This window comes from Streptomyces sp. BK022, from assembly GCF_004217355.1.
Lineage (GTDB): Bacteria > Actinomycetota > Actinomycetes > Streptomycetales > Streptomycetaceae > Streptomyces > Streptomyces griseoluteus.
In genome coordinates this window covers 207,295-219,108 of sequence record NZ_SHKU01000002.1, presented here as the reverse complement: position 1 = coordinate 219,108, position 11,814 = coordinate 207,295, and the positions used below count along the sequence as shown (strand labels likewise).

The window sequence follows — 11,814 nt, the reverse complement described above, 5'->3', positions numbered from 1 at the left end:
GTATGAAGTACGACATATCCCGCGAACCGTGACGGGTCGGTACGAGGCAGAGGTGGCGCACGTGGCAGGGACCAGCTCGGGGATCGTGGCCGGACTCGTCGCGGTGTCCGTGGGCACCGTCGGCCTCCTCGCCTACCAGGCCGACGCGACCGTCCCGGCGAGCCTGCGCGCGCCCTCGGCGAGCGCCTCGCCCTCGGTGGCCGTCACCAAGGCCCCGCGCGACCGCCGCCACCCCGCGGCCCTGCCGCCCGGCTCCGGGAAGGGCGAGCGGGTCGTGTACTCGGTCGACGACGACCGGGTCTGGCTGGTGAACGACCGCGGCCGCGTCACCCGCACCTTCGGCGTCCGCCCCGGCGGCGTCGACCCCGCTCCCGGCTCCTACTGGGTGACCTCCCGCTCCAACGCCATCACCGGCAGCGACGGCCTCCCGGTCGAACACGTCGTCCGCTTCACCCAGGTCGACGGCGTCACGGTCGGCTTCAGCGCCGCCACCCGCAACCGGGCCGCCGAACCCGGCTCCCCCCGCACCGGCGCCATCCGGGAGACCCGTCCCGACGGCGAGGCGATGTGGCAGTTCGCCACGATCGGGGTGCCGGTGGTGGTGATCCGCTGACGGGAGCGCGCGCCGCTCAGGCCGCCTCGCAGTGATCCACCGTGCGTTCGGCTTCGGCGGGGTCCGGAGCCGGGGGCGGCGTGGAGATCGCCCTGGCCGCCGCGCAGGACGCCAGCAGGTCGCGCATGGGGAACCGCGGGGCGGGCTCGGGGCGGGCCGGGGGACGCGGAGCGGACATGGGGCGCCTCCTGAGCTGCGGGGGCAGGCGTGGTTAGGTATGCCTAACCACGGGCTGGGTACCATGTGACCACGCCCGGTACGTCCCGCGCAATACGTTTCCGACAGCCTGTCGGGATATCGGCGCCCTCAGCCCGCGAGCGAGTCCAGGCCGGCCTTCGCCCAGCGGTCCCCGAGTCCGGTGAGCGTCACGTGGCGGACCTCGTCGGTGGTGTCGCCGACCGCGCGGTGGATGAGGATCTCCAGCCGGTCGTCGGTCAGTTCCTCGACCTTGCCCTCGCCCCACTCCACGACGATGACCGACTCGGGCAGGGACACGTCGAGGTCCAGGTCCTCCATGTCGTCGAGACCGCCGGCGAGGCGGTAGGCGTCGACGTGGACCAGGGGCGGCCCGTCGACCAGGGAGGGGTGCACCCGTGCGATGACGAAGGTCGGCGAGGTGACCGCGCCGCGCACCCCGAGCCCCTCGCCGAGCCCCCGGGTCAGCGTCGTCTTGCCCGCGCCCAGCTCGCCGGTGAGCATCACCAGGTCGCCCGCGCGCAGCAGCCCGGCCAGTCGCAGGCCCAGCTTCCTCATCTGCTCGGGGGAGGTGACGGTGAGCCGGGTCTCAGCCGGGTTGTACGGTGCTGCTGCCTCTTCCATAACCGCTTACGGTAGCCCCTGCCGGGACGGCTCCCGCGCGGGTCAGCAGGTCCGCGAGGCGGTCGGTGACGACCTCGGGGTGCTCCAGCATCACCAGGTGCCCGGCGTCCGGCACGAGCACCAGCTCGGCCTCCGGCAGCAGGTCCGCGATGGCCTCGCTGTGCTCGCTCGGCGTGACCAGGTCCCGCACCCCGGCCAGCACCAGCACCGGCATGTCCCGGAAGCAGGCCAGCGCCTCGGTCTTGTCGTGGTCGGTGAAGGCCGGGTAGAACTCCGCGACCACGTCGATCGGCGTGGACTCGATCATCCGCTCCGCGAACCGCGCGATGGCCGGGTCGACGTCCCGCCCCGCGAACGAGTACCGCTTGATCACCCCGGCGAACAGCTCCGCGGTGGCCCGGCGCCCCTTCTCCACCCACTCCGCCTGCTGCCCCAGCGCCTTCAGCACGCCCGGCAGCACCCGGCGCACCGCGTTGACCCCGGCCACCGGCAGCCCGAAGTTGACCTCGCCGAGCCGCCCGGAGGAGGTGCCGACGAACGCGGTGGCGACGACCCGGTCCCGGATGTACTCCGGGAACTGCGCGGCCAGCGCCATGACCGTCATCCCGCCCATGGAGTGCCCCACCAGCACCACGGGCCCCTCGGGCGCGGCGGCGTCCAGCACCGCCCTGAGATCCCGGCCGAGCTGGTCGATGGTGACGGGCAGCCCGTCGCGTATCTGGGCCACGCCCCGCCCGGACTCCCCGTGGCTGCGCTGGTCCCAGTGGACGGTGCGGACGACGCCGCGCAGGGCGGCCCGCTGGAAGTGCCAGGAGTCCTGGCCGAGGCAGTAGCCGTGGCAGAAGACGACGGTCACCGGGGCGGGCGCCTTGCGGCCGAAGAGCCTGCGGCGGCGCGGGGAGACGTTCGGACCGGGGTCGGGCTCGACGTCGTCGACCTCGTAGTACAACTCGGTGCCGTCGTCGGCGACCGCCTTGCCGGGGGTCCCGCGCAGGGTGCCGTAGGGGCCGGTGGAGTCCAGCGCCAGGGCGGCCTTGCGGCGCATGCCGCGGCCGACCGTCATCCGCTCTATGGCGACCCCGGCCGCCGCGCCCGCGGCGAGGACGCCTATCGCGGCGCCGGCGAGACCGGTCGCCTTGCGCCAGCCGCCGGACGCGGCGGTCGCGGCCACCGCGTCCACCACGGCCTCCGCACTGCTCTCGCTCACGTGCCGTTCCTCCTCGCCGTACTGCCGTACTGCCGTCCGCCGGGCCGGTGCGCGCCGGGGCTACCGGACAGTAGCGTGCCCGGCACCGGCAGGGGTCATCCGTTCAGATGGACGCGGGGCACGCGGGTGCCGATCCGGGTGACGATCTCGTACGCGATCGTGCCGCACACCTGCGCCCAGTCCTCCGCGGTGGGCTCACCCCCGTCGCCGGGCCCGAACAGCACCGCCCGGGTGCCCGGCCGGGGCTCGTCGCCGCCGAGGTCGACCACGAACTGGTCCATCGCCACCCGCCCCGCGACGGTCCGCAGCTTGCCGTCGATCAGCACCGGGCCGCCGTCCGAGGCGTGCCGGGGAATGCCGTCGGCGTAGCCCAGCGGCACCAGACCGAGGGTGGTCTCGCCGGGGGTGACGTAGTGGTGGCCGTAGCTGACGCCGTGCCCGCCCGGCACCCGCTTGACCAGCGCCAGCGACGCGCTCAGCGTCATCACCGGGCGCAGCCCGAAGTCGGCCGGGGTGCCCAGCTCGGGGCTGGGCGAGATGCCGTACATCGCGATGCCGGTGCGGACGAGGTCGAAGTGGGTCTCCGGAAGGGTCAGCGTGGCCGGGGAGTTGGCGATGTGCCGCACCTCGGGCTCCACGCCCCGCTCCTCGGCGTACGCCACCATCTCCCGGAACCGGGTGAGCTGGGCGGCGATGGAGGGGTGGCCGGGCTCGTCGGCGCAGGCGAAGTGGGACCACACCCCGGTGACCTTGATCAGCCCGGTGGCCTCGGCCTCCAGGGCGGCGCCCACCAGTTCGGGCCAGTCCTCGGGCTGGCAGCCGTTGCGGCCGAGCCCGGTGTCGGCCTTGAGCTGCACGCGCGCGGTACGGCCCGCCGCCCGGGCGGCCTCGCTCACCTCGCGCAGCGCCCACATGCCGCTGACCGCGACGTCGACGTCGGCCTCGATCGCCTGCCGCCAGGGCCCGCCGGGCACCCACAGCCAGCACATGATCCGGCCCGGCAGCCCGGCCGCGCGCAGCGCGAGGGCCTCCTCCGGGGTGGCCGTGCCCAGCCAGGTCGCCCCGGCCTCCAGGGCCGCGCGGGCGCACGGCACGGCACCGTGGCCGTAGGCGTCCGACTTGACGACGGCCATCAGGTGCGCACCCTGGGCACGGGCGCGCAGCGCCCGGACGTTGGCGCGCAGGGCACCCAGATCGATCTCGGCGCGGGCGCGCAGGGGCGCGGTCGGCACAGCGGAAGTCTCGTTCATGGCGCCCCCAGTCTCTCAGAGGGCGTCGGCGGCCCCCGGCCGCACTCCTCGGTGATCCGCTCAGTCGCGTACGACGTCCCGCCAGGCGTCGGGGAGGTGCTCGGCGATGTCCAGGGCGGTGATGGGGGCGCCGCGCGAGGCCAGGCGCCCGGCGAGACCGTGGAGGTAGGCGGCGACGCTGCCGGCGTCCACAGCGGACAGGTGGGAGGCGAGCAGCGATCCGGCGAGCCCTGACAGCACGTCACCGCTGCCCGCGGTGGCCAGCCGGCCGGTGCCGGTGGGGTTGACCCGTACCGGTCCGCCGCCGGGGTCGGCGACCAGCGTGGTGGAGCCCTTCAGCAGCACCGTCGCCCGGTAGGCGGCGGCGAGTTCGCGCACCGAGGTCAGCCGGGCCGCCTCGACCTCCTCGCGCCGCACCCCCAGCAGGGCGGCGGCCTCCCCGGCGTGAGGGGTCATCAGGGTCGGCGCGGTTCGCCTGCGGACGAGGTCGCGGTCGGCCAGCCGCAGCCCGTCGGCGTCCAGCAGCACGGGTACGTCGGCGCGGAGCACCTCGGCGACGGTCGCCGCGTCGTCCCCGGCACCCGGTCCCACCACCCACGCCTGCACCCGGCCCGCGTGGGCGGGGCCCTGGTCGGAGACGAGGGTCTCGGGGAAGCGGGCGATGACCGCGTCCCCGGCGGGGCCGACGTACCGTACGGCGCCCGCGCCGCCGCGCAGCGCGCCGGAGACGGCGAGCACGGCCGCGCCGGGGTAGCGCGCGGAGCCGGCGGCGATGCCGAGCACCCCGCGCCGGTACTTGTCGCTCTCGGCGCCGGGCCGGGGCAGCAGCCGGGCCACGTCCTCGTGCTGGAGGGCCTGGAGCACCGGCTCCGGGGGGAGTTCGAGGCCGATCTGGACGAGCCGTACCGTCCCGGCGTACTCCCGGCCGGGGTCGATCAGCAGGCCGGGCTTGTAGGCGCCGAAGGTGACGGTGAGGTCGGCGCGTACGGCGGAGCCGGACACCTCGCCGGTGTCCGCGTCGACCCCGCTGGGCAGGTCCACGGCGACGATGGCGGCCCGCGCCCGCTCGGCGGCCGAGGCGAGGCGGGCGGCCTCGGGCCTGAGGCCCCCCTTGCCGCCGATCCCGACGACACCGTCCACCACGAGGTCGGCCCGCTCGATCGCGCCGAGCGCCCGCTCGGGGCCGATGACGTCGCCGCCCGCCCGGCGCAGCGCGGCGAGGCCGCCCTCGTGGGCGCGGTCGGGCGTGAGGAGGACGGCGGTGACCCCGGCGCCGCGCCGCCGCAGCCGGGCTCCGGCGTACAGCGCGTCACCGCCGTTGTCGCCGCTGCCGACGAGCAGCACCACCCGGCTGCCGTACACCCGCCCGAGGAACTCGGCCGAGGCGGCGGCCAGTCCGGCGGCCGCCCGCTGCATCAGGGTGCCCTCGGGCAGCCGGGCCATCAGGGCGCGCTCGGCGGCCCGTACCGTCTCCACGCTGTACGCAGTACGCATGGGTCCGAGTCTGCCCCCGGATCGCGGGCCCTCGCACCCGGATGGTTCACCCCTCGGCGATCACCACGGCGGAGGCCACGCCCGCGTCGTGGGAGAGCGAGACGTGCCAGGAGCACACCCCCAGCTCGGCCGCGCGGGCCGCGACGGTGCCCTTGACCCGCAGCCGGGGCTGCCCGCTGTCCTCGACGTACACCTCGGCGTCGGTCCACAGCAGCCCGGCGGGGGCGCCCAGCGCCTTGGCGAGCGCCTCCTTGGCCGCGAAGCGGGCGGCGAGCGAGGCGATCCCGCGCCGCTCCCCGCCCGGCAGCGTCAGCTCCCCGGCGACGAACAGCCGGGCGGCCAGGTTGGGCGTGCGCTCCAGCGCCGCCCGGAACCGGTCGATCTCGGCCACGTCGATCCCGACCCCGATGATGCTCATGCCGGGAGCCTACGGCCGCTCCCCTACTCCACCGTCACCGACTTCGCCAGGTTCCTCGGCTGGTCCACCTCGTTGCCGCGCGCGGTGGCCAGCTCGCAGGCGAACACCTGAAGCGGCACCGCGGAGACCATCGGCTGGAGCAGGGTGGGCGTGGCCGGGACGCGGATGAGGTGGTCGGCGTAGGGGACGACCGCCTCGTCGCCCTCCTCGGCGATGACGATGGTGCGGGCGCCGCGGGCGCGGATCTCCTGGATGTTGGAGACGATCTTGTCGTGCAGCACGGAACGGCCGCGCGGGGAGGGCACGATGACGACGACCGGCACGTCCTGCTCGATCAGCGCGATCGGGCCGTGCTTCAGCTCGCCCGCCGCGAAGCCCTCGGCGTGCATGTAGGCGAGCTCCTTCAGCTTGAGCGCGCCCTCCAGGGCGACGGGGTAGCCCACATGGCGGCCGAGGAAGAGCACCGTGTTCTTCTCCGCCAGCGAGCGGGCGAGTTCCCGTACCGGCTCCATGGTCTCCAGGACCCGGTCGACGGCGCCGGAGATCCGGGAGAGGTCGCGGACGACGTCCCGGATCTCGTCGCCCCACTTGGTGCCGCGCACCTGGCCCAGGTAGAGGGCGACGAGGTAGCAGGCGACCAGCTGGGTCAGGAACGCCTTGGTGGAGGCGACGGCGACCTCGGGGCCGGCGTGCGTGTAGAGCACGGCGTCGGACTCGCGCGGGATGGTCGAGCCGTTGGTGTTGCAGATGGCCAGCACCTTGGAGCCCTGTTCGCGGGCGTGCCTGAGCGCCATCAGGGTGTCCATGGTCTCGCCGGACTGGGAGATGGCGATGACCAGCGAACGTCCGTCCAGGATCGGGTCCCGGTAGCGGAACTCGCTGGCCAGCTCGACCTCGCAGGGGATGCGGGTCCAGTGCTCGATGGCGTACTTGGCGATCAGCCCCGCGTGGAAGGCGGTGCCGCAGGCGACGATGACGACCTTGTCGACCTCGCGCAGCTCGGCCGCGCCGATCCGGACCTCGTCCAGGGTGAGCGAGCCGGAGGGGTCGATACGGCCGAGGAGGGTGTCGGCCACGGCCTTGGGCTGCTCGGCGATCTCCTTGAGCATGAAGTAGTCGTAGCCGCCCTTCTCGGCGGCCGAGGCGTCCCAGTCGACGTGGTAGGCGCGGACCTCGGCCGGGCTGCCGTCGAAGCCGGTCACCGTGACGCCGTCGCGGCGCAGCTCGACCACCTGGTCCTGGCCCAGCTCGACGGCCTCGCGGGTGTGCGCGATGAACGCGGCCACATCGGAGGCGAGGAACGTCTCGCCCTCGCCGACGCCCACCACCAGCGGGGAGTTGCGGCGGGCGCCCACGACCACGTCCGGCTCGTCGGCGTGCACCGCGACCAGGGTGAACGCGCCCTCCAGGCGGCGGCACACCAGCCGCATCGCCTCCGCGAGGTCGGCGCTCGCGGAGAACTCCTCCGCCAGCAGGTGCGCGACCACCTCGGTGTCCGTCTCGGAGACCAGGTCGTGGCCGCGCTCGGCGAGTTCGGCGCGCAGTACGGCGAAGTTCTCGATGATGCCGTTGTGCACGACCGCGACCCGGCCCGCGTTGTCCAGGTGCGGATGGGCGTTGGCGTCCGTGGGGCCGCCGTGGGTGGCCCAGCGGGTGTGCCCGATGCCGGTGGCGCCGGCCGGGAGCGGGTGTTCGGCCAGCTCCTTCTCCAGGTTGACCAGCTTCCCGGCCCGCTTCGCCGTGGCCAGCCCGCCGTCCGCGAGCACCGCGACACCGGCCGAGTCGTAGCCCCGGTACTCCAGCCGCTTCAGCCCGGCCATCACGACATCGAGCGCCGACCGCGCCCCCACGTATCCCACGATTCCGCACATGAGCGGCAGCCTACGGGCGCGGAGCGACCCAAAAGAGCCGCCGCGTGCCCGATATCGGAAATTCCCACGGAGGTACGAAGGGTGGGGGCGCGCGGGGGCACATGAGGGACGGACGAGGGCCGAGTTCGCGAAGAAGTACATGATGGCCGACAACGACATCAAGACCATCACGGTCGTCCACAGGCCGGGCCCGGCGTAAGCCACCCGGGCGCCACCCCTGCCCGGGGGTGGCGCCCGGGGCCACCACCCAGCACAGAAGGAGAACCCGTTGTGAGCTACAGCCTGTCCCTGCGCACGTTCGTCGAAGGCAGTGACGTGCCTGTCCCTCTGGACATGGACGTCGTCCGGTCCGTGCTCGGCCCGTACGAGACGGGTGACCCGGCTCTCACGGTGATGGAGGACGGCTGGCTGCAGTTCTGGGTCCGGGCGTCCGACGGGAGCGAGGCCGAGATCTTCGCGGACGGCAGCAGCGTCCTGGTGGAACGTCCCCAGTCCGGTACCGGCGTGTTCGGCATCATCGCCGAACTCGCCGCGCGGCTGCGAGCAGTCGTCATCGACCCGAACAACGGTGTCTTCCTGTGCGACGAGGAGACGTACGCCCAGCTCCCGGTGGCCATGAGGGAGGACTCGGTGTCGGTCGAGATGACAGGTGAAGCCTTGACGGCCGCCCTGCTCGGTCCGCGGTCTCCCTGAGACGGAGCCGGGCGTGACCTACCCCACGCCCCATCCCCGTTCAAACTCCGTTAACAATGGAATGTGATCTCACCGGTCTCCGAGTTCCCCAGGAGCGCCCACCGGCACAAGCCGGAGGCGACTCCCTACGTCGATCTCACCCGCGCGGAGTGGAGCGCGCTGCGCGACAAGACGCCGCAGCCGCTCACCGCCGAGGAGGTGGAGAAGCTGCGCGGCCTCGGCGACGTCATCGACCTCGACGAGGTGCGGGACATCTACCTCCCGCTCTCCCGGCTGCTCAACCTCTACGTCGGCGCGACCGACGGCCTCAGAGGCGCCCTGAACACCTTCCTGGGCGAGAAGGGCTCCCAGTCCGGCACCCCCTTCGTCATAGGCGTGGCGGGCTCGGTGGCCGTCGGCAAGTCCACCGTGGCGCGCCTGCTCCAGGCCCTGCTCTCGCGCTGGCCCGAGCACCCCCGCGTGGAGCTGGTCACGACGGACGGTTTCCTGCTGCCGACCAAGGAGCTGCAGGCCCGCGGGCTGATGTCCAGGAAGGGCTTCCCCGAGTCCTACGACCGCCGCGCCCTGACCCGCTTCGTCGCCGACATCAAGGCCGGCAAGGACGAGGTCACCGCACCGGTCTACTCCCACCTCATCTACGACATCGTCCCCGGCGAACGCCTCACCGTGCGCCGCCCGGACATCCTCATCGTCGAAGGTCTCAACGTCCTCCAGCCCGCCCTGCCCGGCAGCGACGGCCGCACCCGCGTCGGTCTCGCCGACTACTTCGACTTCAGCGTGTACGTCGACGCCAGCGGCGAGGACATCGAGCGCTGGTACCTGGAGCGGTTCAAGAAGCTGCGGCAGACGGCGTTCCACAACCCGTCCTCGTACTTCCGCAAGTACACCCAGGTCTCGGAGGAGGAGGCGGCGGACTACGCGCGCATGCTGTGGCGGACCATCAACAAGCCCAACCTGACCGAGAACATCGCCCCCACCCGCGGCCGGGCCACCCTCCAGCTCCGCAAGGGTCCCGACCACACCGTGCAGCGGCTGCGCCTGCGCAAGCTGTAGCGGGGACCGGGTTGGATGGGCGCATGCTGCATCTGCGTCTGATCGTCCCGTCCGACCGCACGGACGAGGTGGTGCGCCTGATCGAGTCCACGGTCGGCGCCACCCACCTCGTCCTCCTGCCCGGCGCCGCCCGCGACCCGGCCGGGGACGTGGTGATGTGCGACGTGGCACGGGAGGCGGCCGACGGCCTGCTCTCCCGGCTCCAGGAACTCGGCATCGACCGCACCGGCTCGATCGCCGCGGACGACATCGACCTGTCGCTGTCGACACGCGCCGACCGCGCCGAGGAGGAGGCGCCCGGCGAGGCCGCGGACGCCGTGCTGTGGCAGCACCTGGTCGAGGAGACCCACGAGGAGTCCACCCTCTCGGTGACCTACGTCGCATTCCTCGCCATCGCCACGATGATCGCGGCCTGCGGTGTGGTGCTGGACAACGCCGTGCTGATCGTGGGCGCGATGGCGGTGGGCCCCGAGTTCGGGCCGCTGGCGGGGATCAGTACGGCGCTGGTGCGCAGGAAGCCCCGCCTGGCGTCCCGCTCGCTGCTGGCGCTGGTCGTCGGCTTCGCCGTGGCCATGGCGCTCACCGTCGGCTTCAGCGTGCTGATGGACGCCGCCGGACTGTTCAGCGAGGGCAAGCTGGAGGGCGAGCGGCCCAACACCGGGTTCGTGTACGCGCCGGATGCGTTCTCGTTCGTGGTGGCTCTGCTCGCGGGGGTGGCGGGCACGCTCTCGCTGACCTCGGCCAAGTCCGGCGCCCTGGTCGGCGTGGCCATCTCGGTCACCACGGTCCCGGCCGCCGCGAACGCCGCCGTGGCCCTCGCCTACGGGGACACCACGCAGACCGTCGGCTCCAGCGAGCAACTGCTGCTGAACCTGTTCGGCATCGTGGTGGCGGGAGTGCTGACCCTCCTGGCCCAGAAGGCGTTCTGGGCCAGGAAGGGCCGGAAGAGCGGGAAGAGCGGGAAGAGCGGGCCGGACGCCACCGGCGCGAAGGCCGAAGTCGCTTAGCCCAGCGCCGACTTGACCGCGTCGGCCAGCCGCCCGGCGACCGTGCGGGCCTGGTCGATGTCGGCGGCCTCCACCATCACCCGCACCAGCGGCTCCGTGCCCGAGGGGCGCAGCAACACCCGTCCGGTCTGGCCGAGTTCACGCTCGGCCTCACCCACGGCGGCCGCGAGGTCGGCCGAGGTCCCCACCCGGGAGCGGTCCACGTCCGGGACGTTGACCAGCACCTGCGGCAGCCGGTCCATCACCGACGCCAGCTCGCGCAGCGCCCGGCCGGTCTCGGCGACCCGGGCCGCCAGCAGCAGGCCGGTCAGCGTGCCGTCACCGGTGGTGGCGTGGTCCAGGATGATGACGTGCCCGGACTGCTCGCCGCCGAGGGCGTAGCCGTGCTCCTTCATCTCCTCCAGGACGTACCGGTCGCCCACGGCCGTCTGCACCAGGCGGATGCCGGCCCGCTCCATGGCGAGCTTGAAGCCCAGGTTGGACATGACGGTGGCCACGACGGTGTCGGCGGACAGCGTGGAGCGCTCCCGCATCGCCAGGGCCAGCACGGCGAGGATCTGGTCGCCGTCGACCTCCTCGCCGGTGTGGTCCACGGCCAGGCAGCGGTCGGCGTCACCGTCGTGCGCGATGCCGAGGTCGGCGCCGTGCTCCAGCACTGCGGCCTTCAGCAGCTCCAGGTGGGTCGAGCCGCAGCCGTCGTTGATGTTGAGGCCGTCCGGCTCGGCACCGATGGTGACGAGGGTGGCACCGGCGCGGGCGAACGCCTCCGGGGAGACACCGGCGGCCGCGCCGTGCGCCTCGTCCAGGACGATCTTCAGCCCGTCGAGCCGGTTGGGCAGCGCCGACAGCAGGTGGGTGACATAGGTCTCGGAGCCCGCCTCGTAGTCGCGGACCCGGCCGACCCCGGCGCCGGTGGGGCGCTCCCAGGGCTCACCGTGGCGGTGCGACTCGTAGACGGCCTCGATACGGCCCTCCAGCTCGTCCGCGAGCTTGTGGCCGCCCCGGGCGAAGAACTTGATGCCGTTGTCCGGCATCGCGTTGTGGCTGGCGGACAGCATCACACCGAGGTCCGCGCCGAGCGCGCCGGTCAGGTGGGCGACGGCGGGCGTGGGCAGCACACCGACGCGGAGCACGTCCACGCCCGCGCTGGCGAGGCCCGCGACGACGGCGGCCTCTAGGAACTCCCCGGACGCGCGCGGGTCACGGCCCACCACGGCGGTCGGCCGATGACCCTCGAACGTGCCCGCCTCGGCCAGCACGTGCGCCGCCGCGACGGACAGGCCGAGCGCCATCTCGGCCGTCAGGTCCGCGTTGGCGACGCCACGCACGCCGTCGGTGCCGAAGAGTCGTCCCACTAGTCCTCCCGAGGAAGCGTCACTGCTGCCAGGA

At 73.4% G+C, this 11,814-nt stretch carries 12 protein-coding genes; 4 read left to right on the top strand and 8 right to left on the bottom strand.

From position 1 onward, the window contains the following. Positions 1 to 61: 61 nt before the first annotated feature. A complete protein-coding gene (locus EV284_RS07130) occupies positions 62 to 613 on the top strand; it encodes a hypothetical protein (RefSeq protein ID WP_130331461.1) in 552 nt (183 codons plus the stop codon). A gap of 16 nt (positions 614 to 629) precedes the next feature. On the opposite strand, the gene EV284_RS32620 is transcribed toward EV284_RS07130, so the two are convergent. From EV284_RS32620 to glmS, 7 genes are all read right to left on the bottom strand, one after another. Continuing rightward, positions 630 to 791 (bottom strand): hypothetical protein, encoded by a 162-nt coding sequence (locus EV284_RS32620; RefSeq protein WP_165425474.1) that lies wholly within the window; start codon positions 789 to 791, stop codon positions 630 to 632. A gap of 128 nt (positions 792 to 919) precedes the next feature. Further along, entirely contained in the window at positions 920 to 1,432 is a 513-nt protein-coding gene (gene tsaE, locus EV284_RS07125) for a tRNA (adenosine(37)-N6)-threonylcarbamoyltransferase complex ATPase subunit type 1 TsaE (RefSeq protein ID WP_130331459.1), read from the bottom strand. Next, positions 1,398 to 2,639, bottom strand: coding sequence for an alpha/beta hydrolase (locus tag EV284_RS07120; protein ID WP_130331457.1), 1,242 nt, complete (start codon positions 2,637 to 2,639; stop codon positions 1,398 to 1,400). The genes tsaE and EV284_RS07120 overlap by 35 nt, the downstream gene beginning before the upstream one ends. 95 nt (positions 2,640 to 2,734) lie before the next feature. Then, positions 2,735 to 3,889 (bottom strand): alanine racemase, encoded by a 1,155-nt coding sequence (alr, locus tag EV284_RS07115; protein WP_130331455.1) that lies wholly within the window; start codon positions 3,887 to 3,889, stop codon positions 2,735 to 2,737. A 60-nt stretch (positions 3,890 to 3,949) separates the two neighbouring features. After that, positions 3,950 to 5,383: an NAD(P)H-hydrate dehydratase gene (locus EV284_RS07110; protein ID WP_207228960.1), complete on the bottom strand. Its 1,434-nt coding sequence runs from the start codon at positions 5,381 to 5,383 to the stop codon at positions 3,950 to 3,952. A gap of 46 nt (positions 5,384 to 5,429) precedes the next feature. Next, complete coding sequence (locus EV284_RS07105) at positions 5,430 to 5,801, bottom strand: holo-ACP synthase (RefSeq protein WP_130331453.1); 372 nt, start codon at positions 5,799 to 5,801, stop codon at positions 5,430 to 5,432. A 23-nt stretch (positions 5,802 to 5,824) separates the two neighbouring features. Further along, a complete protein-coding gene (glmS, locus tag EV284_RS07100; protein WP_130331451.1) occupies positions 5,825 to 7,672 on the bottom strand; it encodes a glutamine--fructose-6-phosphate transaminase (isomerizing) in 1,848 nt (615 codons plus the stop codon). Positions 7,673 to 7,942: 270 nt separating this feature from the next. Here glmS and EV284_RS07095 point away from each other — a divergent pair, with 270 nt between their 5' ends. The 3 genes from EV284_RS07095 to EV284_RS07085 all read left to right on the top strand — a co-directional run bounded on the left by EV284_RS07095 (position 7,943) and on the right by EV284_RS07085 (position 10,425). Next, positions 7,943 to 8,365, top strand: coding sequence for a hypothetical protein (locus EV284_RS07095; protein WP_130331449.1), 423 nt, complete (start codon positions 7,943 to 7,945; stop codon positions 8,363 to 8,365). 63 nt (positions 8,366 to 8,428) lie between these two features. Continuing rightward, the gene (coaA, locus tag EV284_RS07090) at positions 8,429 to 9,418 is read left to right on the top strand and encodes a type I pantothenate kinase (protein WP_130331447.1); all 990 of its coding nucleotides are present in this window, start codon (positions 8,429 to 8,431) and stop codon (positions 9,416 to 9,418) included. A 23-nt stretch (positions 9,419 to 9,441) separates the two neighbouring features. Then, on the top strand, positions 9,442 to 10,425 hold the full coding sequence (locus EV284_RS07085; protein WP_130331445.1) for a DUF389 domain-containing protein: 984 nt from the start codon (positions 9,442 to 9,444) through the stop codon (positions 10,423 to 10,425). Here EV284_RS07085 and glmM read toward each other — a convergent pair. Continuing rightward, on the bottom strand, positions 10,422 to 11,780 hold the full coding sequence (gene glmM / locus EV284_RS07080; protein WP_130331443.1) for a phosphoglucosamine mutase: 1,359 nt from the start codon (positions 11,778 to 11,780) through the stop codon (positions 10,422 to 10,424). The genes EV284_RS07085 and glmM overlap by 4 nt on opposite strands. Positions 11,781 to 11,814: the final 34 nt, after the last annotated feature.